11 protein-coding genes and 1 pseudogene are annotated in these 22,689 nt (G+C 43.5%); 2 read left to right on the top strand and 10 right to left on the bottom strand.

The annotated features are described in order from the left end of the window. Nucleotides 1–84 precede the first annotated feature (84 nt). The gene (locus IPI59_08470; GenBank protein ID MBK7527567.1) at nt 85–1,773 is read right to left on the bottom strand and encodes a cadherin-like domain-containing protein; all 1,689 of its coding nucleotides are present in this window, start codon (nt 1,771–1,773) and stop codon (nt 85–87) included. 140 nt (nt 1,774–1,913) lie between these two features. After that, complete coding sequence (locus IPI59_08465) at nt 1,914–13,946, bottom strand: DUF11 domain-containing protein (GenBank protein MBK7527566.1); 12,033 nt, start codon at nt 13,944–13,946, stop codon at nt 1,914–1,916. Nucleotides 13,947–13,974: 28 nt separating this feature from the next. Here IPI59_08465 and IPI59_08460 point away from each other — a divergent pair, with 28 nt between their 5' ends. Further along, nucleotides 13,975–14,217, top strand: coding sequence for a hypothetical protein (locus IPI59_08460; GenBank protein MBK7527565.1), 243 nt, complete (start codon nt 13,975–13,977; stop codon nt 14,215–14,217). 28 nt (nt 14,218–14,245) lie between these two features. Here the strand turns inward: IPI59_08460 and IPI59_08455 are convergent, their stop codons facing one another. The 3 genes from IPI59_08455 to IPI59_08445 all read right to left on the bottom strand — a co-directional run bounded on the left by IPI59_08455 (nt 14,246) and on the right by IPI59_08445 (nt 15,821). Further along, nucleotides 14,246–15,133 carry a DUF11 domain-containing protein gene (locus IPI59_08455; GenBank protein MBK7527564.1) on the bottom strand — a complete coding sequence of 296 codons (888 nt, stop codon included), beginning with the start codon at nt 15,131–15,133 and terminating at the stop codon, nt 14,246–14,248. A gap of 16 nt (nt 15,134–15,149) precedes the next feature. Continuing rightward, complete coding sequence (locus tag IPI59_08450) at nt 15,150–15,338, bottom strand: DUF11 domain-containing protein (protein ID MBK7527563.1); 189 nt, start codon at nt 15,336–15,338, stop codon at nt 15,150–15,152. Between the two features lie 138 nt (nt 15,339–15,476). After that, the gene (locus IPI59_08445) at nt 15,477–15,821 is read right to left on the bottom strand and encodes a DUF11 domain-containing protein (GenBank protein ID MBK7527562.1); all 345 of its coding nucleotides are present in this window, start codon (nt 15,819–15,821) and stop codon (nt 15,477–15,479) included. Nucleotides 15,822–15,896: 75 nt separating this feature from the next. On the opposite strand from IPI59_08445, the gene IPI59_08440 reads away from it, so the two are divergent. Further along, nucleotides 15,897–16,037 (top strand): hypothetical protein, encoded by a 141-nt coding sequence (locus IPI59_08440; protein MBK7527561.1) that lies wholly within the window; start codon nt 15,897–15,899, stop codon nt 16,035–16,037. Here the strand turns inward: IPI59_08440 and IPI59_08435 are convergent. From IPI59_08435 to IPI59_08415, 5 genes and pseudogenes are all read right to left on the bottom strand, one after another. Beyond that, nucleotides 16,020–16,169, bottom strand: a pseudogene (locus IPI59_08435) (hypothetical protein). The gene IPI59_08440 and the pseudogene IPI59_08435 sit on opposite strands and share 18 nt — an antisense overlap. Next, a complete protein-coding gene (locus tag IPI59_08430; GenBank protein MBK7527560.1) occupies nt 16,169–16,576 on the bottom strand; it encodes a hypothetical protein in 408 nt (135 codons plus the stop codon). The pseudogene IPI59_08435 and the gene IPI59_08430 overlap by 1 nt, the downstream one beginning before the upstream one ends. Continuing rightward, nucleotides 16,483–16,863 (bottom strand): DUF11 domain-containing protein, encoded by a 381-nt coding sequence (locus IPI59_08425; GenBank protein ID MBK7527559.1) that lies wholly within the window; start codon nt 16,861–16,863, stop codon nt 16,483–16,485. Before IPI59_08425 ends, IPI59_08430 begins: the two co-directional genes overlap by 94 nt. Beyond that, nucleotides 16,817–18,403: a DUF11 domain-containing protein gene (locus IPI59_08420; GenBank protein ID MBK7527558.1), complete on the bottom strand. Its 1,587-nt coding sequence runs from the start codon at nt 18,401–18,403 to the stop codon at nt 16,817–16,819. The genes IPI59_08425 and IPI59_08420 overlap by 47 nt, the downstream gene beginning before the upstream one ends. A gap of 492 nt (nt 18,404–18,895) precedes the next feature. Continuing rightward, nucleotides 18,896–22,654: a tandem-95 repeat protein gene (locus IPI59_08415; protein ID MBK7527557.1), complete on the bottom strand. Its 3,759-nt coding sequence runs from the start codon at nt 22,652–22,654 to the stop codon at nt 18,896–18,898. Nucleotides 22,655–22,689 lie beyond the last annotated feature (35 nt).

Below are 22,689 nucleotides of genomic sequence, written 5' to 3'. Positions count from 1 at the left end.
AATAAAAAAGCCCCCACACCTTGCGGTGCGGGGACATTTCATCTATCAAGATTGTAAAGCCCTTACAGGTTAGTCATCGAACGCCTATTGCTTAACGAACTTGCTTACAAGCTCTTTGTTTTGGCCGTGTATTGTAACAATATACAAGCCAGCGGCATAGTGTTCGGTATTTAGGCGGTGCAGGTTCATTCCAGCAGTTGTTTGGTAATTGCTGTTGTAAACTAAGCCGCCGTTTACGTTGCGTACTTCCAAGCGAACATTTTCTTCGGCAAGGGTAGTAAAGCTTATCATAGCGTGGGTAATAGCCGGAACTGGGAAGATGCTCATACGTGCTTCGTCGTAGTTGGTATTATCATCAAGTTTCTCGCTATAATATTCTTTATTTATACCGTTATTGTTGCCGTTGTTGTTGCCATTAAAACCTTGGTTGTCGTCATCGCAGTCGGAGGTAACATTAACAACTACATCAATCGTTTTACATTCGCCAAACTCGTTACATCCGGTAATAGTTATCGTTTCTTGTCCGGCAAACAGTGGTAAAGCTGTGTATTTTATACAAGCGCCGTCAAGGTACTTAATGCTACAGTTGTAAGTGGTTTGGGCATCGGTAATTGTGATGTCGTTACCACCTAAGCCGCAGAAGTTCGGGCAAATAATTATTGGCGTTACAGGTTCGGCACAAATGAAGGTAATTTCTTCGCAAGCATTGTCAACCACATTGATTGTAACGGTTGCCTGGTCGCATAAACCTTTGTTGTCGCAGATGGTGTAAGTAAACACATCAATTCCTTCGTAACCTTCGTCGGGGGTATATTGGAAGGTATTGCCAACTTGAGTTAAAGTACCATGTAGCGGTTCGGTATGGTTGGTAATGGTTATGGGGTCGCCATCGGGGTCGCTGTCGTTGGTAAGTACATTAATAGAAACGGTTTCGCCGCCGCTTGAGGTTGCACTGTCATCAACAGCCACTGGTGGGTTATTAATCGGTTCGTTACAATCACCTGTTGAGGTAATTTTAACGGTTATCGTAATGGTTTCGCATTCGCCTTTGTTATTGCATGCTTTAACAGTAATCACTTCTTCGCCAAGGTTGCCAGGCAATGCTTTAAACTTCAAGCAGTTGCCAATTTGGGTTACTTCGCAGTTAAATGGTGCGTTAAAGTCGGTTATTTCAGCATCGGCCAAACAAAACTCGGGGCAAATATTTTCGACTTTACCAGGTTTGGTACACACGGTAATATCCTCGGGTTCGCAGCCACTGCCGTCGCAATCTCCAACAGTTACAACTACATACTTGGTTTCGCAGTTTACACCTAAGCAAGCTTTTACTACAATGGTATCTTTACCAGTAAATAGCGGCAAGGGTTTGTAAGTTACGCACTCGGTTGTCCAGGTAAGTGAGCAGTTATAAGTTGTTTGCGCATCAACAATGGTGTAGCCATCGGCCAAGCAAAACTCAGGACAAACTGTTATTGATTGCATCGGTTCGGTGCAAACTTCGTACCAGTTAGGCGTATTACATGGTTGTTCAACGGTAATAGTAACAGTAGCATTATCGCATTTACCGCAATCGTTGCAAACCTGGTAAACATACGAGTCAGTTCCGCTAAATCCGGTATTAGGTGTATAAACTACTTCGCCATTTACTACGGTAGCTGTACCGTTGGCAGGTGGCGTTACAATAGTTTTCACGTCTAAATCATTGTCGCAGAAGTCAGAGTCGTTTAAGGTTACTGGGTTGTCTGTGCCATCGTATCCGTTGGCGTCGGGCATTGTAGTACCGTTAAATATTACTTGTCCGGGTTTAATAACTACGTTATCGTTTACAGCGTCGGGGGTTGAGCATCCAACATAAACAACTACCGAAACAACATGACAATCAGTTAGGTCCTTGTCCTTACAAATGGTAATGTTTATAATTTTAATGCCTTCAAATCCGGTAATGGCGTAAACTTAATGCAATCTTCACCCTCGGGCTTAATAGAACATTTACAACCAGATGCTTCAAAGTCAATATGTTCGTTGGGGCCAATAGGTGGGCAAATTACCAATGGGGTGCCAGGTTGTACACAGTATTCTGAAGATTCACCATCAAATCCAAAGTCGTTGTCTAAATCGTCTTCGCCAGTTGCCAAGTACAAAGTGTACGAAGTTGGGGTTGTTGGCGTAAATCCGGAAGGAACTGTGGTAATATCCACAACTACCTCGTAATTTCCGGCAGGCAAGTTGGTAAACAAGTAGTTACCTTTAGCATCCGTCTGTTGAATACCAATTACGTTGTTACTGCCATCGTATAGGGTTACAGTAACACCACCTATACCTGCTTCGCCAGCGTCTTGTACGCCGTCGCCGTCGCTATCGAACCATACAAAGTCGCCAATTGAGCCAAGCTGTGCAGGTGGTTGGAAGCCAAAGTCGTTGGTTAAATCAATTTCACCTTCGCTTAGGCTAACGTTGTAGCTTCCTACGGTAGTTAAGGCGTAGCCACTTGGGCCGCTGCCTACAATTACTTGGTAGTTGCCAGCAGGTAAATCGGTAAACAAGTACAAACCGCCGCCCGAAGTAGTAGTAGTTTCTATTGTACCATCGGGGTGAACCAAGGTAACAATTACACCGTCAATTCCGGGTTCGCCAAAGTCGTGAACACCATCGCCGTCAATATCATTCCATACAAAGTCGCCAATTTGACCTGTAGGGGTTTTGGGTTGGAAGCCAAAGTCATTGTCGTTGTCGTCGTTGCAACCGCTTAGTGTTACATTAAACGAGGTAGGCGTGGTGGCATTTGAATTAGCTGGGCCGTTGATAACAGCAACCACGTAGTTGCCTGGTAACAAGTTATTGAACGAGTAAGTACCGTTGTTATTGGTAGTTGCCATTGTAGTCGAGCCGTTGGGCAAGGTTAAATAAACCTTAATATTTGGCACGCCAGGTTCGCCAACATCTTGAACTCCATTACCGTTGGTATCCATAAACACAGTGTTACCAATTTTGCTGTGGCAGATATAGCCAAAGTCAAGGGTATTATCGGTTTCGCCAGGTTCAAGGGTAGTGGTATAGTACGAAGTAGTTGTTAGCTGTTCGCCGTTGGGGCCTAAAATTGGAACTTTAACGGTATAAGTTCCCGGATTTAGGTTAGTGAAGCTATAGTAACCACTTGCGTTAGTAGTAGTAGTACCAATAATGTTATTCGCGTCGTCATATAGGGTAACAACAACACCTGCAATACCGGGTTCGCCTGCGTCTTGGTTGCCGTCTCCGTCAAGGTCAAGCCATACAAAGTCGCCAAGGGCAGCTTTAGTAGCACAAGCACCAGGTGCGCAATATTCGTTGGTGTCGCCACATAGTTTAGTAGTCGAGAATTGTGCTACTAAATTATGAACTTTGCCATCGGCATTAAGCGTTACGGTAAAGGTGGCCGGAGAAGTAGTAATAGCTGGGTCAATGGTTTTGTTTTGACCATCAACTGTTACTTTAATAGTTTCGCCGGCAGGTGCATTCGACCAACTAACAGTATAGGTTAGGTTGTACTTGCCCATGCCTAATTCAGTATCGTAGAAGCAATCGCCTACATTTACATTCGTTAGCTCAAGGTTACACTCGGGCGTGCAAGGTTTGGGCGACATACATTCGTTGGTATCATCACACATCTTGGTTTTCGAGAAGTAAGCCTCAATATAGTGTTTAGCACCATTTGCGGGTAAGGTAACGCTCATGTGTTTGGGCGAGGTAGTAATGCTTGGGTCAATTGTAAAGTTCATACCATTAACCGTAACAATAATTGTTTCGCCAGCAGGAGCATTTTCCCAGTACACGTCAAACTCAAGGGTAAACATACTGCTGTTAGTTCCCGAATCCCAGTAGCACGAGCCAGCCATGATGTTCATAACTTCAAGGTTGCAATCGCCGGGTTTACAGTTATCCGGAGCTTTAATAGTTTCGCTATCGGCACAGTTAGCATTGCCACTAAAGGCAGCACTTAATACATCGGCCAAGCCATCGGCAGTTAGGGTAAAGCTAACCGAAGCGGGCGAAGTAGTTAAGGCAGGGTTAATGGTTTGGGTTTTACCACCAGCCAAAATATTAATTACCTGACCAGCGGGAGCGTTTGCCCAGTTCACATTAAAGGTAACATTGTACTTGCTTTGAGTGCCATCCCAGTAACAGTTGCCAACATTTACTTTCGATAAGTAAAGGTCGCATGCTGGTTCGCAGCCTTCAGGTGCCCAACATTCATTGGTATCGTCACAAAGTTTAGTTTTATTAAACGTTGCATCAATTTCGTGCATTTTGCCATCGGCAGCTAAGGTAAAGGATAGTGTAGTTGGCGAGCTAGTAACTTTGGGGTCAATGGTTTTAGTTTGGCCATCAACGGTTACAATTATTAATTCGCCGGCGGGTGCTCCTGTCCAACTAACGCTAAAGGTAAGTTTGTACTTACTTTGTTGGTTGGCAGCATCCCAGTAACATTCACCTTCAACAACATTTTCCACCTCAAGATTACAATCGGGGGTACATGAAGCCGGGGCTTTGTATGTTTTCATATCGTCGCAATCTTTAGTTAGCGAGAAGTGTGCGCTAATATTATGGTTCAAACCATCGGCATTAGCTGCAAACGACATCAGTACAGGTGAGGTAGTAATATCCGGATTAATGCTTTGGGTATTACCATCAACAGTTACTAATATGGTTTCAGCATCGGGGGCATTAACCCAGCTTACCATAAACGACACCAAGTGTTTGCTGGTGCCACTTTGGGCATCGTAGTAGCAATTGCCTACTTTTACGTCGGCAAGGTCTAAATCACAAGGTTCGGGTTGGCAAGGTTCGGGCGACATACATTCGTTGGTATCATCGCAAAGTTTATTGCCTTCAAAATAAGCCTCAACATAGTGCATAGCGCCATTAGCATCGAGGGTAAAGCTCACTGACTTGGTTCCATCTTTAGTAGCAGGTGTAAACGATTGCGTTTGACCACCAACTGTTACAATAATTTTACCAGCAGGGGCATTTTGCCAACTTACATCAAAAGATAGTGCAAATTTGCTTGCCGAGCCATCCCAATAGCAAGGTCCTTGTGCCATATTGGTAACTTCGAGATTGCATTCGCCGGGTTTGCAGCTATCATCCGGAGCTTTATAGCCTTCGCTATCTGAGCAACCAGTGCCTAATTGGGCTGTTACATTTTCGGCTAATCCGTCTGCTTGTAATCCGGTGAAGGTTACGAAGGTGGGGCTCGAAATATCGGCAATATTTAAGGTTTGGGTTTTACCGCCTACACTTACAACTAAGGTACTGCTTGCAGGGTATTGCCAGCTTACTTTAACTGTAACATCGTATAAACTTTCTGTGCCATTCCAATAGCAGTCGCCTTTATTTATGTTGTCAATATTAACAACACAGTCGGGTTTACAAGGTTCGGGAGACCAGCACTCGTTGCTATCATCGCAAATTTTGGTGTATTCAAAGTAAGCATCTATATTGTGCTTTTTACCATCGGCAGTTAGGGTAAAGCTAACTGTTTGTGAGCCGTTAGCACTTGCAGGCGTGATGGTTTTACTTTGAGAGCCAATTTTAACAATAATATCTTCGCCTTCGGGAGCGTTTGTCCAGTGTACCACAAAGCTAAGGTCAAATTGGCTGGTGGTGCCGTTCCATTTGCAATCAGTCATGCTAACATCGGTAATTTCGAGGTTGCACTCGCCGGGTTTACAATTTTCGGGGGCATCAAATTGTGCCTTTTCTTCGCATTTACCTGCGGCATCAAACGATGCGATAATGGTTTTAAGACCACCAAGAGCAGGTAGCGTCATTTTAACCAATTTAGGACTGGTTTCAAATGCAGGGTCAATAAATACATGGTCGCCGCCAATGGTTACTTGTAGCAACTGACCTACTGGGGCATTTTGCCAGCTAACATAAAACTCGGCTTCGTAATAGCTATACAAGTCGCCCTTATCGTATTGGCATGGGCCAATATTGATGCCATAGATATCTATGTTGCAAGGCGGTTCACAAGCGTTGGGTGCCCAAAACTCGTTGGTATCATCACAAATAGTTTGGCCTTTAAACGTAGCGTTAATATTGTGTTTAAAGCCATCGGCAATAAGTCCGGTAAAGGTTAATGTTTGTGGCGAGGTAACCAAAGCAGGGTCAATTGTTTGAACATTGCCGTCAACGGTTACTTCAATTTTATCGCCAGCAGGTGCATTAGCCCAAGTAAGTACAAAGCTTATATTGTAAATACTTTCGCTCAACTCAGCATCCCAGTTGCAATAGCCAACAATTACGTCATCAACTTCAAGGTTACAATCGGCAGGTTTACAATCATCTGGACTGTTATAACAATAGGTATCACCGCAATTATAGTTGCCCGTAAACATGGCCGAAATAGTTTCATACTCGCCATCGGCTGCTAAGGTAAAGTTTATAATAGCAGGGCTGGTAGTTACACTTGGGTCTATGGTGTATGTTTGTCCACCAACTACCACTTTTAGTAACTCGCCGCTTGGTGCACCCGACCAAATTACTTTCAGGCTTAAGTTGTACTCGCTGGTTTCGCCATTCCATTCACATGGGCCAACTGTTACATCGCAAATACTAATTTCGCACTCAGGAGCGCAAGGCTCGGGTGCCCAAAACTCGTTGGTGTCATCGCACAAAGTAGTTGTTGCGAAGGTAGCGTTGATATTTTCAACAACACCAGTTGCGGGCAAGGTAAAGGTTAAGGTTGTAGGCGAGGTAGTAATAGCCGGATCAATGCTTTGCGTTTGGCCGCCAACCGAAACATAAATCAGTTCGCCAACAGGGGCATTTTCCCAAGCGACGGTAAAGCTTACATCGTATATGCTTTCACCTGTTCCTTCTTTAAAGTAGCAGTCGCCTACGTCAACATTGTCCACTTCAAGGTTACATTCGGGTGTGCAAGGCTTGGGCGACATACATTCGTTAGTATCGCCGCAGGTTTTGGTCCAAATAAAGTAAGCCTCAATTTCGTGTTCAGTGCCGTCGGCAGGTATGGTAAATAACATGCTAACAGGCGAAGGCTGGGTGGCTGGGTCAATATGTTGTTCCTGGCCGTCTAAGGTAACAATAATGATTTCGTCTTTTGGTGGGTTTGTATAGAAAATCATAAATGTTATATCGGCTACGCTTTTGCCAGTTATGGGGTCAACGTAACACGGTGTTCCCGAAACCTGAGTAATCAACAAGTCGCATAATCCGGGGGCACATGGGTTAGGAGCATCAAAGTAATCAGCATCAGCACAGTTCGGGTTGTTTAGGAACTGGGCGGTAATCTGGTTATTATCGCTGCCGTCGGCATCAATAGTTACACTCATGGTATGAGGCGAAGTAGTATTATTAGTAAATACCAAGTAGCCATTACCATCAATATTAACAGTTATAATATCGTTAGGTTTAGCATTTGACCACACCAAATCAAAGGTTAAGGTTGCTTTGCTCTTATCACCTTTATATTCACAATCCGATACTTCTATATTAGCTATTTCAATATCGCATGGTGGTTTAATGGTAACAGGTTCTTTGTCATGGTCGTCCTCGTCGCCGCCACTGTTATTAATTACATCATCTACATAGGTATCGTTGCCAGGGTTGGTATCAGGTGTGCTGTCCACATCATCAACCGGGTTGCCATTTTCATCTTTGGCATCACTAATTTCAGCGCCATTTTCAATGGTTCCGCTGGCATTTGCACCTACGGTAAAGGTAATATCAACTGAGGTTGAAGCGCCGGGGGCTAATGGACCCTCAATAGTATAGGTGGCGGTATTATTACCATTATTAGTCCAGTCGTTGTCGTTTAATATCAATCCGGTTGGCATATAATCGGTAATTTCTATATCGGTAGCAGCTACGCCGCCTTGGTTGTAAACCGTAATAGTAAAGGTTACATTATCGCCTACATTTACTTCGGCTGGTTGACCACCTGCTAATTTTTTAACTAAGGCTAGGTCAAACTCAACTACATCAATCACCGATGGGTCGTGGTCGTCTTCGTCGCCATTGCTGTTGTCGGTGGTATCATCTCCGCCAATGGTATCATTCTCTGGATTATTGTCAGGATTGCTATCTTCATCTTCCGGATGATTGCCGTCTTCGTCTTCAGCATCGGTAATTTCTGAAAGGTTAACAATTTGTCCAGGGTTATAGCCTACGGTAAACGTAATGTCAACACTTGCGCTTTGGCCAGGTGCAATGGGGCCTGCAAGGGTATAGCTGGCAGTACCATCGCCGTTGTTTGTCCAATCGCTGTCGTTCAAGGTTAAGCCATTCGGTATGTAGTCAATTACATCAACGTTATAGGCAGCAACTTCGCCTTGGTTAAATACGGTAATAGTAAAGGTTACCGAGCTGCCAACCAATACTTTAGACGATTGGCCTGCTTTTAGCTTTTTAATTAAAGCCAAGTCAAAGGTGCCCGGTTCAGGAACAGTAATTGTTTCTGGGTCATGGTCATCTTCGTCATTATTACTATTATCGGTAATATCGTTTCCGCCAACAGTATCGTTATCTGGATTATCGTCAGGATTGCTGTCAATATCTTCCGGATGGTTGCCGTCAGCATCTTCGGCATCGGTTATCTCGGCCAGGTTAGTAAAGTTACCCGATACGCCGCTGTTTACAGTCAAGGTAATATCAACACTTGCGCTTTGACCAGGTACAATTGGGCCTGCTATTGTGTAGCTTGCAGTACCATCGCCGTTGTTTGTCCAATCGTTGTCGTTAAGGCTTAATCCGGATGGGATATAGTCTATCACATCAATATTGTAAGCGGTTAATTCGCCTTGGTTGTAAACAGTAATGGTAAAGGTTACGTTGTCGCCAGGTTGAACGGTAGCTGATTGGCCAAGTTTTAGTTTTTTAACTAAGGCAAGGTCAAAGTCTTTGGGTTGTTCAACGTTAATGGTTGCGGGGTCGTGGTCGTCTTCGTCGCCATTGCTATTGTCGGTAATATCGTCTCCGCCAATGGTGTCGTTACCACTATTGGTATCGGGTGTGCTGTCCACATCATCTGGGTGGTTGCCGCTGGTATCTTCAGCATCCGATATTTCGGTAAGGTTCACAATTGAGCCTGAAGCGTTTGCACTCACAGTAAAAGTAATATCTACTGTAGCCGAACCGCCCGGATTAATTGGGCCTGCTATGGTATAGCTGGCAGTGCCATTGCCGTTGTTCGTCCAGTCGTTGTCGTTTAAAATTAAGCCCGAAGGAATATAATCAACGATATCAATGTTTTTGGCAGCTACGTTGCCTTGATTATAAACAGTAATGGTAAAGGTTACCAAGTCGTTAGGACCTACTGTTGATGCTTGGCCATTAGCTAATTTTTTAACTAAGGCAAGGTCAAACTCTGATACTGGGAAAGTATGCGGGTCGCTGTCGTCTTCGTCACCGTTGCTGTTGTCGGTAATATCGTCTCCACCAAATGGGTCATCATCCGGATTATCGTTTGGTGTTGAGTCGTTATCGTCTTGTGGATTTCCATTATCATCGGTGGCGTTGCTAATTTCGGCTAAGTTTTTAACTTCACCCGTAACGCCCGGATTAATAGTAAAAGTAATATCTACAAAAGTTTGCGCGCCGGGGGCCAACACGTCTGTTAGCACTATTGAGGCGGTACCGTTGCCATTATTTGTCCAATCGTTGTCATTAAGTGTCAATTGGGTAGGGATGTAGTCGGTAATTTCAATATTATCGGCTGGAATGGTGCCTTGGTTAAACACTTTTATCCGGAAGGTAATATTGCCACCTGCATACCATGGGCCAGTTTGGCCAGGTGCTAAGGTTTTAATAAGAGCCAAATCAAATACTTCAAGCGTAATAGTAGCGGGGTCGTGGTCGTCTTCGTCTCCGCCATTATTATTAATTTCGTCATCAACAGTTGGGTCATTATTGGGGTTGGTATCGGGTGTGCTGTCCACATCGTCAATTGGGTTGCCGTTTTCATCTTTAGCGCCAAATATTTCGGCCATGTTTACTAAAGCACCCAACGGAGCATTATTATTTACTGTTAAAGTAATATCTACGGTTACACTTTGGCCTGGTTGTAATACGCCCGGCAATAAAATACTAGCCGTACCATTTCCATTGTCTGTCCAGTCGGCATCATTAAGTGTCAGACCAGCAGGGATATAGTCAACTACTTCAATGTCAAGTACATCTTTATTGCCTTGGTTAAACACTTCAATGGTAAAGGTTACGTTGTCGCCATATTTAACCACTGCCGATTGGCCGTTTGCTAAGGTTTTGCGCAAGGCAAGGTCGTAAACAGCTTCTTGGGCAACGTTAATGTAGGCAGGGTCGTGGTCGTCTTCGTCGCCGTTGCTATTATCGGTAACGTCGTCGCCGCCAATAGTATCGTTATCCGGTTCATTGTCTGGATTACTATCTATATCTTCCATTACATCACCATCCGTATCTGTAGCACTGGTAATCTCGGCTAAATTCATAATTTGGCCTTCAATATTACCTGCAACAAAGGCTATATCAACAGTTGTGCTGCTGCCAGCTGCTATTGGGCCAGCTAACATATAGCTTGCTGTTCCATCTCCATTATTTGTCCAGTCGCCATCATTTAGAGTTAAACCGTTAGGAATATAATCCGTTAACTCGATGTTTTGGGCTGTAACTGTGCCTTGGTTATAAACAGTAATGGTAAATATTACAGGGTCGCCGGGGGCAACTGTTGCCGATTGGCCAGCACTTAGCTTTTTAACCAAGGCTAAGTCAAATATTTGGCCGGTGATAGTAGCAGGGTCGTGGTCGTCTTCATCGCCGTTGCTATTATCGGTAACGTCGTCTCCGCCAATAATATCGTTATCCGGTTCATTGTCTGGATTACTGTCTATATCATCCGGATGATTACCATCAATATCTTCAGCATCGGTAATCTCAGCTAAATTGGTTATTTCGCTGGTAACAGAACCATCGTAAGTGAAGGTGATATCTACCGTTGTGCTTTGGCCTTGTAATAGCGAGGCTATGGGTGTGTTTAAAGTGGCAAGACCAGCATTGTTTGTCCAATCGGAATCGTTTAGTATTAATCCGGCTGGTATATAGTCGGTTATGGCTATATTATACGCATCAATATCGCCTTGGTTGAAAACAGTAATGGTAAAGGTTACTGACTCGCCAGGTAATACTGCAGATGGTTGACCCACACCTAATTGTTTAATTAAGGCTAAGTCAAATGTACAGCCTTTCATGGTGGGTTCTAGGGTTACATTTACTACTTTATCGCAGGTTTCGCCGTTTACGCCTGTATAGCTTACACTTACTGTATAGGTGCCGGCGCTTAATCCGGTGGTAACGGCTGTAGTGCCTACCTCAATATTATTTGCATCTTTAACGCTAATAACTGGATTATTTGTTCCGGTAATTTCAACGATACTAATTACACCATCGTTGTTATAGCAACCCGGATGGGTATATTCTACATAGTAATCCAATGGTTCTGGAGCTTCTATGGTTAACTCTTCAATATTTACACAGCCATTTGCATCGGTGTAGGTAACTACATAAGTGCCGGCAGAGGCGGTAAGTGATTGCGACACATTAGCACTAAACGAGGCTAATACCCCATTTGAGCCTTTAGGACTAACCACTACGCTAACGCTGGCATCACCGTTTGCTGCATCGTATATTAATGCGCCCATATCGCCCGAACAGTTGGCATTTTCTACTGTCCACACACCAAATACCATGTCTGATGGGTTAGTTAGGGTTACTTCTGCTTCGCCATAGCAGCCATTTTTATCTACTACTTTAACTAAGTAGCTGCCGCCTGGTATATTGCTTGCGGTATAGTTATTGCTTGCTTGTGTAGCTAGTAAAACATTATTTATAAAGTATTGGTAATTGGCTGAACCACCGCTAACACTAATAGCTATTGACCCGTCGGACTCGCCGCAGGAAGCGTTAGTTGGCGTGGCGCTAACTGTTAAGCCGTTGCTTGGTTTGATTTCAACAATTGCTATATCAGAACAGTCGTTCGCATCTTTAACCTCAATGCGATAAACACCCGCAACCAAGCCATTAATAACATAATTCATAGCCATGGTATTATCGTTGCCGTTTTCGGGGCCTGTCCAGCTAATAGCATAGCCGGCCACACCGTTTGTCCAGCTTAGAGCAATACTTCCCTCGCCACTAATACAGTTGGCATCGGTTGGGGTAGCTATTACTATTGGGCCACCGATTTCGCCTACGCCTACCTCTTTTACGGTCGAACATTCAGGACGGGCTATAGACGTAACAGTAACTTGGTACAAACCACCACTTAAACCACTAATGGCTTGCGTAGTTGCCCCAGTGCTCCACGCATAGGTATAGGCTGCTGCGTCATCGGCAACGGTAACATAAGCAGTACCATTCATTTTGCCACATTCGGCATCAACAACTGCTACCTCGGCTACAATCTCAGGACATGGAGGACCGGTTACCGTAATACTTGCAGGGTCGTGGTCGTCTTCGTCGCCGTTGCTGTTATTAATTTCATTGTCGGTAACAGGGCCATCGTTATTAGGGTTGCGGTCGGGGGTTGAGTCAACATCCGGAAGATTTATGCCATTTGCATTTTCAGCAGATTCTATCTCGGACAAGTTTACTACTTCTCCCGATACACTAACACCTACAGCAAAGGTAATATCTACTGTTGTGCTACCTCCGGCAGGAACTGGACCAGCAATTATGTAGTTGGCTGTACCATTATTATTGTCAATCCAGTCGTTGTCATTAAGTGTTAATTCTGTTGGAATGTAGTCAACAACCTCAACATTGTACGCGTCAACGTCTCCTTGATTGAAAACGGTAATTGTAAATGTTACAAGACTACCCGGAGCTACTACTGCAGGTTGCCCGGCCGCTAATGTTTTGATTAATGCCAAGTCGAATTGGCCAACATTAACCGGAGCTACGTCATGGTCATCTTCGTCTCCGCCTGCATTATTAATTTCATCATCAACAACCGGGCCATCGTTATCGGGGTTGCGGTCGGGGTTAGAGTCAAAATCTATAGGTTGATTGTTATCAGGGTTATTATCATTATCTGCGCTTTCAATTTCGGCAAAATTATAAATGGTGCCACTCACGCCATCATTAATAGTAAAGGTAATATCTACGGTTGCGCTTCCTCCGGGAGGAATTGGTCCGGCAATTACATAATTAGCTGTTCCATTATTATTATCAACCCAGTCGTTGTCGTTAAGTGTTAATTCTGTTGGAATGTAATCAACAACTTCAATATTATACGCATCAACTGCACCTTGATTGAATACTGTGATAGTAAAGGTAATATCTGAGCCTTCAGAAACAGGTAATTGTTGGTTTGGTGAAATCACTTTTCGCAAGGCAAGGTCAAAGGTTCCGGGTGGGGTAACCAAAATAAACGCCAAGTCTTGGTCATCTTCGTCAATGGGTGGTTTTTCATTGATTTCGTCATCAACGTAAGGGCCATCATTGAAAGGATCATCGTCAGGATTGGAATCAACGTCACCAGGATGTTCATTGTGAGCGTCGTCGTCATTGTCGGCACTTTCAATTTCGGCATAGTTATATATTGCGCCAGTTGCAATGCCAGGCACTGTAAAAGTAATATCTATAGAAGTACTTTGACCAGCAGGCAACAAAGCAATCGGCGTATTATAACTGATAATTCCAGCATTATCTGTCCAATCAGCATCGTTTAGCACTAATCCCTCAAGCATATAGTCAACAACTTCAATGTTATACGCATCAACCGATCCCTGATTATAAACAGTTATAGTAAAGGTAACATCGTCACCGGGAAACACTGAGGCGGGTTGACCATTAGCTAATTTCTTATCTAAGGCTAAGTCAAATATATCAATGATAATTTCGGCGGGGTCGTGGTCGTCTTCATCGCCTCCGTTTTTGCCATCTTGGTCGGTTACGTTATCATCGGCCAAATCGTCTGTTTCTCCGGGTTCGCTGAAATTGTCATCGTTTGGTGTCGAGTCAATATCTGCTACCGCGTTGCCTTCGCTGTCGTCTGCCGAGCTAATCTCTGCCCAGTTGCGAATTGGGCCAGCAACTACCGCAGTTACAGTAAAGGTAATATCAACCGCAGTGCTTTGCTGGCTGCTAACGAAGCAATTGGCGTGTTTAATGTGGCAAGACCAGCATTATCTGTCCAATCAACATCGTTTAGCGCTAATCCGGATGGAATATAATCGGTGATTTGAATATTTTGTGCATCAGCAGTTCCTTAGTTGTAAACGTTTAAAGTAAAGGTTACATTATCGCCAGGATAAATGTTTCCTAAGGGCGAGCTAAGTACTTTGCTTAAGGCTAAGTCAAATATATCAATGGTAATTTCGGCAGGGTCGTGGTCGTCCTCATCGCCTCCGTTTTTGCCATCTTGGTCGGTTACATTATCATCGGCTAAATCGTCTGTTTCTCCGGGTTCGCTGAAATTGTCATCGTTTGGTGTCGAGTCAATATCTGCTACCGCGTTGCCTTCGCTGTCGTCTGCCGAGCTAATCTCTGCCCAGTTGCGAATTGGGCCAGCAACTACCGCAGTTACAGTAAAGGTAATATCAACCGCAGTGCTTTGACCGGCTGCTAACGAAGCAATTGGCGTGTTTAATGTGGCAAGACCAGCATTGTCTGTCCAATCAACATCGTTTAGCGCTAATCCGGATGGAATATAATCGGTGATTTGAATATTTTGTGCATCAGCAGTTCCTTGGTTGTAAACGTTTAAAGTAAAGGTTACATTATCGCCAGGATAAATGTTTCCTAAGGGCGAGCTAAGTACTTTGCTTAAGGCTAAGTCAAATATATCAATGGTAATTTCGGCAGGGTCGTGGTCGTCCTCATCGCCTCCGTTTTTGCCATCTTGGTCGGTTACGTTATCATCGGCTAAATCGTCTGTTTCTCCGGGTTCGCTGAAATTGTCATCGTTTGGTGTCGAGTCAATATCTGCTACCGCGTTGCCTTCGCTGTCGTCTGCCGAGCTAATCTCTGCCCAGTTGCGAATTGGGCCAGCAACTACCGCAGTTACAGTAAAGGTAATATCAACCGCAGTGCTTTGGCGGCTGCTAACGAAGCAATTGGCGTGTTTAATGTGGCAAGACCAGCATTGTCTGTCCAATCAACATCGTTTAGCGCTAATCCGATGGAATATAATCGGTGATTTGAATATTTTGTGCATCAGCAGTTCCTTGGTTGTAAACGTTTAAAGTAAAGGTTACATTATCGCCAGGATAAATGTTTCCTAAGGGCGAGCTAAGTACTTTGCTTAAGGCTAAGTCAAATATATCAATGGTAATTTCGGCAGGGTCAGTGGTCGTCCTCATCGCCTCCGTTTTTGCCATCTTGGTCGGTTACATTATCATCGGCTAAATCGTCTGTTTCTCCGGGGTTCGCTGAAATTGTCATCGTTTGGTGTCGAGTCAATATCTGCTACCGCGTTGCCTTCGCTGTCGTCTGCCGAGCTAATCTCTGCCCCGGTTGCGAATTGGGCCAGCAACTACCGCAGTTACAGTAAAGGTAATATCAACCGCAGTGCTTTGACCGGCTGCTAACGAAGCAATTGGCGTGTTTAATGTGGCAAGGCCAGCATTGTCTGTCCAATCAACATCGTTTAGCGCTAATCCGGATGGAATATAATCGGTGATTTGAATATTTTGTGCATCAGCAGTTCCTTGGTTGTAAACGTTTAAAGTAAAGGTTACATTATCGCCAGGATAAATGTTTCCTAAGGGCGAGCTAAGTACTTTGCTTAAGGCTAAGTCAAATATATCAATGGTAATTTCGGCAGGGTCAGTGGTCGTCCTCATCGCCTCCGTTTTTGCCATCTTGGTCGGTTACATTATCATCGGCTAAATCGTCTGTTTCTCCGGGGTTCGCTGAAATTGTCATCGTTTGGTGTCGAGTCAATATCTGCTACCGCGTTGCCTTCGCTGTCGTCTGCCGAGCTAATCTCTGCCCAGTTGCGAATTGGGCCAGCAACTACCGCAGTTACAGTAAAGGTAATATCAACCGCAGTGCTTTGACCGGGCTGCTAACGAAGCAATTGGCGTGTTTAATGTGGCAAGACCAGCATTATCTGTCCAATCAACATCGTTTAGCGCTAATCCGGATGGAATATAATCGGTGATTTGAATATTTTGTGCATCAGCAGTTCCTAGTTGTAAACGTTTAAAGTAAAGGTTACATTATCGCCAGGATAAATGTTTCCTAAGGGCGAGCTAAGTACTTTGCTTAAGGCTAAGTCAAATATATCAATGGTAATTTCGGCAGGGTCGTGGTCGTCCTCATCGCCTCCGTTTTTGCCATCTTGGTCGGTTACATTATCATCGGCTAAATCGTCTGTTTCTCCGGGTTCGCTGAAATTGTCATCGTTTGGTGTCGAGTCAATATCTGCTACCGCGTTGCCTTCGCTGTCGTCTGCCGAGCTAATCTCTGCCCAGTTGCGAATTGGGCCAGCAACTACCGCAGTTACAATAAAGGTAATATCAACCGCAGTGCTTTGACCGGGCCTAACGAAGCAATTGGCGTGTTTAATGTGGCAAGACCAGCATTGTCTGTCCAATCAACATCGTTTAGCGCTAATCCGGATGGAATATAATCGGTGATTTGAATATTTTGTGCATCAGCAGTTCCTTGGTTGTAAACGTTTAAAGTAAAGGTTACATTATCGCCAGGATAAATGTTTCCTAAGGGCGAGCTAAGTACTTTGCTTAAGGCTAAGTCAAATATATCAATGGTAATTTCGGCAGGGTCGTGGTCGTCCTCATCGCCTCCGTTTTTGCCATCTTGGTCGGTTACGTTATCATCGGCTAAATCGTCTGTTTCTCCGGGGTTCGCTGAAATTGTCATCGTTTGGTGTCGAGTCAATATCTGCTACCGCGTTGCCTTCGCTGTCGTCTGCCGAGCTAATCTCTGCCCAGTTGCGAATTGGGCCAGCAACTACCGCAGTTACAGTAAAGGTAATATCAACCGCAGTGCTTTGGCCGGCTGCTAACGAAGCAATTGGCGTGTTTAATGTGGCAAGACCAGCATTATCTGTCCAATCAACATCGTTTAGCGCTAATCCGGATGGAATATAATCGGTGATTTGAATATTTTGTGCATCAGCAGTTCCTTGGTTGTAAACGTTTAAAGTAAAGGTTACATTATCGCCAGGATAAATGTTTCCTAAGGGCGAGCTAAGTACTTTGCTTAAGGCTAAGTCAAATATATCAATGGTAATTTCGGCAGGGTCGTGGTCGTCCTCATCAATAGGTGGTTTTTCATTAATTTCATCATCAACGTAAGGGCCGTCATTGTTGGGGTCATCGTCTAAGTCAGAGTCCACGTCGTCAATCACGTGGCCAAGTGAATCAACTGCGCCTGATACTTCGGCAAAGTTTGTAATAATGGTTTGAGCTGAAATACTTGAACTAACTGTAAAGGTAATATCCACAGTTGTTTGGTCTGCACCACTTCCGGCATAACCTAAAGTATTTGGCAGAACATACGAAGCAGTGCCATCTCCATTATTAGTCCAATCCGGATCGTTTAGAGTTAATCCGGTTGGGATATAGTCAGTAATTTCCAAATTACTCATGGAAACATCGCCTTGATTAGTAACTGTTATGGTAAACGTTACATTTTGTCCGGGGTAAATATTTCCGGAGGTTGCCAATACTTTTTTCAAAGCAACATCTGGGCAATAAGGAATTATCTTAACTGGGCAGCATAGTTCCCAATCGCAACCATTTGCGTCTTTGGCGGTAACAGTGTACTCGCCTGGAGCATTTGCCACATACGTACCCTGCATTGCACCGTTAATTGGGGCGCCATCTAAAAACCATTGAAAGTTGTTTAATCCAACTGGCGCAGCCAACTGATATGAATCTCCTTGGCACCATGGCAGTGGGGCGCTAACACAGGCTGTTGCATAATCGTCTTCAGCCGAGTTGTTGTTGTTCGGGTTTGAGTCAGTGTCATCATCGGGTGTGTGTGCGGTAACTTCGGCTATGGTTTGCCAAGAGCCCCCAGCTGTAACCGTAACGGGAAGATCAATGGTGTATGAACCGCCCGCGGGTACAGTACCAATATTCCAAACACCAGTACCTGTATTAAAGGTGGTGGTGCCCGGAGGTGTTACTGTTTCGTAAACCAAACCAACGGGTAAAAAATTGGTTACTTCAACATTTGAAGCGTCCGTATCGCCTCCATTGTTAATGGTTAACGAGAATGTAAAAGATTCGCCAGGCCATGGTACAGATTGCGGTGGGGCAGGGCTAAAAGACAGCGACAAATCAGATTTTGCTGTTGCCCACCCTGTGCTTAATACCATAGACACAAGCAAAACAAATACGCAGTTATAAAACTGCCTTGCTTTTGTGTACTTTGTGGTCATCGAATCACTCATATAGTTAAATAATAATTAAATATATTATTAAAAGAACACCAACCGATAAGTTTGGTGCTTATGTTAAAACAATTAATCTTTAAAACTGGGAATTGTCCAAACACTATATTACAAATACCAAGCCAAAAACAGAACAAACAAAAACTTGCATATATACCAATTTAAAAAACAAGAAAGCATTTAGCACCAATTTATATACTTCTTTGAAATAGCTCTTGCCAAGGCTTTGTTTATCAATAGTTACATTGAATAAAATTGCCATTTACATGAATTTAATACTATAAAAAAGATAAAAATAAAGCTTAAAAAGTATATTGCTTTCGCTATAATAGCGAAACGACCTATATGACCGTCAATATATAATGATAAAACAATTTTAAAGAATAGAAAAAGAAAAAGAAAAAGCCTTTGCCCCAAAACTATTCACCATTTTAGTGAAAATTTATGGGCAAAGGCTTAAACAAGATTGGTTTATTAATAGAACAATTACAATTAGAACGCTATAAATTTAGCTGAAACCTTATTGGCTCGGTCATTGTCTTGGGTAATTGTAACCAAATAAACACCTTTAGACAGATGCTGGGTAGGTAGGTTCATTTGTGGCTGCCATCCGGATACAGAGGCATCAACGGTGGTGTTATAAACTAAACGACCCGACATGTCTGTAACCGCAAGTCTATATACGGTTTCAGTTGGAACAAAATAAGCTATGGAAACATGGCCATTGATATAGTTTGAAACATTTATTTGCATTTTAGGCGTTCCGGATTGGCCTTTATTGCTGGTTTCACTTCCTATTTCGTCTTTATGCTCCGGAATTAAACCGAAGCCTTCGCCATCGCAATCTTCGCTAACCTCTATAATATACGTTACTGTTTCGCAATTGCCATTTGTATCACAGCCTGTAATAGTTACAGTTTCCTGCCCTGCAAATAAAGGCAACGAAGTATATTTAACACAGCCATCGGGTAAAATTTTAATACTACAATTATAAGTAGTTTCAGCATCTATAATTTGAACTTCGCCATTTAGGGTACAAAACGCAGGACAAATAATAATTGGGGTTAGCGGTTTCGTACAAAGGAATAAATCCTCTTCGCAATCTGTTGTTACAACTATGGTAATTGTAGCTGATGTACAGGCACCTTTATTATCGCAAACTTGGTAGGTAAAAATTTCAACACCCGAAAAACCTAAACCTGGTGTATAACAGAATTCGCCGGTTTCATCGTCATAAATTATAAATCCGTTGGCTGGTGGCGATATTGCCTCAATGGTAATCGGGTCTCCGTCAGGGTCAAAATCGTTATTCATTGGATAAAGGCAACCCTCTTGATTTTGTGGTGTTGTAACATCGTCATTTTGGGCAAAAGGCGGTTGATTTCCTCCACAACCGATAATAACATAGACAATAGTTGTTTCACAATTTCCAAAATCATCACAAGCTTTTACTATCAACTCATCCGAGCCAAACTGTCCGGGCAATGCAGTATAAATAAAACATTTTTCTTTAAGTTTTATACCACATTTAAATAATGCTTCAACTTCTACAATTGTCCAGTCTTCTAAGCAAAACTGAGGGCAAACAGTTACCGGAATTAACGGGTCAGCGCAAATCTCTAAAACCTCAGGCTCACAAGGAATATCAACCGTAACCGTTACAGTGGCTTGGTCGCAAAGACCACAATCATCGCATACGGTATAGGTAAACGAATCGCTGCCTTCAAATCCGGCATTGGGCGTGTAGCATAACTGGCTGCCCGCTTTAATAACTACTCCGTTTGAACCTTGTCCGTACATGCTGATGCTCAATACATCGCCATCGGCATCGCTGTCGTTGCTGAGTACGTTTTTACATACTTGACTGCCATCACTTTCGAGGGCATCGTTTTTGGCATCCGGAGCAATATTGTCGTTGATAACTGTTATCGTTACCACCGCATCATCACATAGTTTGGGGCTACCGTTGTCGCATATCGTATAGCTAAATGTTACTACCCCTTCGTAACAGTCGTCTTTGGGGTCGTAACACAACTCTTTGGTTAGCGGGTTGTACGTTACCGTACCTTGTGAGGGCTGGCCGTAATTGGTTACCGCAATGGGGTCGCCATCGGGGTCGTAGTCGTTAGTCATTACTTTGATACACACGGGGTCACCTTCGGTGGTGCCCTCGTCGTTATTAGCTACAGGGGGATTGTTGGGTAAAACTACCATCACCGTTACAGTGGCTTGGTCGCAAAGACCACAATCATCGCATACGGTATAGGTAAACGAATCGCTGCCTTCAAATCCGGCATTGGGCGTGTAGCATAACTGGCTACCAGCTTTAATAACTACTCCGTTTGAACCTTGTCCGTACATGCTGATGCTCAATACATCGCCATCGGCATCGCTGTCGTTGCTGAGTACGTTTTTACATACTTGACTGCCATCACTTTCGAGGGCATCGTTTTTGGCATCCGGAGCAATATTGTCGTTGATAACTGTTATCGTTACCACCGCATCATCACATAGTTTGGGGCTACCGTTGTCGCATATCGTATAGCTAAATGTTACTACCCCTTCGTAACAGTCATCTTTGGGGTCGTAACACAACTCTTTGGTTAGCGGGTTGTACGTTACCGTACCTTGTGAGGGCTGGCCGTAATTGGTTACCGCAATGGGGTCGCCATCGGGGTCGTAATCGTTAGTCATTACTTTGATACACACGGGGTCACCTTCGGTGGTGCCCTCGTCGTTATTAGCTACAGGGGGATTGTTGGGTAATTCAACAATTATTGTAACAGTAGCACATGACGTTTCGCCACATGGGTCGCACGAACAATATTGAAAAGAATCAGTTCCTTCAAATCCGGAATTGGGGGTATAACATAGTTTTTTTGTACCCGGATCAATTACTACCGATCCATTGGCGGGCTGAGTATAATTGCTAATATGTAATACATCGCCGTCTGGGTCGTTGTCGTTTGCTAATACATTAATACAAACGGTGCTTCCGTCGCTGGTGGCATTATCGTTTTTAAGCACCGGAGGTTGGTTGTCGCCGTTAACGGTAATGGTAACTGTCGCTTCGTCGCAAAGTTTGGGTGAGCCATCATCGCAAATAGTGTATTTAAAGGTTGTTACATAGTCAAAACAATTATTTGTGGGCGTAAAACAAAACTCTTTAGTCGAGGGGTTGTAATTAACAGATCCTTTAATGGGTTGGGTATATGTTGTTACCGCAATGGGGTCGCCATCGGGGTCGTAGTCGTTAGTCATTACTTTGATACACACGGGGTCACCTTCGGTGGTGCCTTCATCGTTATTAGCTACTGGGGGTTGATTTAGTTTTTCGACTGTGATGGCAACGGTTGCCTGGTCGCAAAGATTACATGGATCACAAATTTTATAAGTAAAAACGTCAGTACCGCTAAATCCGGAGTTAGGTGTATAACATAGTTTATTTCCGGATTTTACCACCACACCATTAGTACCTTGGCCAAACGTATTTATAGTCATAGCATCACCATCGGCATCAAAATCATTATTTAATACTGAAACACAAACTTGATTGCCGTCGGTTGAAGTTCCGGTGTCGTTTTTGGCATCCGGAGCCACATTATTTGCCGAAACAGTTAGGTTTACAGTTGCAACGTCTTTTTTTCCGCAACTATTTATCAGCTCATAAATAATTTTGTCTGTACCATTGTAGCATTCATCGGGGGTATATATAATGTTAAGCCCCGAAACAACGGCTGTACCATGCGTAGGATTAGTTTTTATTTTTATGCCGCTAATATCAGCACATTTTACCCAATCATTAGCAGTTACATCAATGGTAGTAGTACCATTTGCGTTGGCTGCATCATTTACAGCATCAGGCTGGATGCAGCCAACATATACGATGTAAGTTAAGAAATAGCAGTCGTCTGGATCTGCAATTTTACATATTTGTATTAAAACAGTATCAGGCCCTTCAAACAAGGGTAGCGGTGTATATTTAACACAAAAATCGCCGCTTGGCGACAGGCTACAATCGAAAACGCTTGTAGAGCCATCGGGGTCTAAAAACTCACCTGGTTCTAAATCAACGCATATCTCGATCTTGTCAGGGAATTTATCAATGCAAAACTCCTGCTCAATTTGGGCATAGAGTGGGAAGCCAATGCCAGTTAGTAGTAATCCAAATACTAACGTTAAGCATCGTACTTTTTGCAAACTGCCTATACCATTAAGTAGTAGGCTTGCAATATGAGTAAAAACGAACATAGATTAAAAATTTTATTAAACATGATAATTTATAT

Source organism: Sphingobacteriales bacterium (assembly GCA_016706405.1).
In the GTDB taxonomy this organism is placed as follows: domain Bacteria; phylum Bacteroidota; class Bacteroidia; order Chitinophagales; family UBA2359; genus BJ6.
This window is presented reverse-complemented; position numbering and strand designations above follow the sequence as displayed.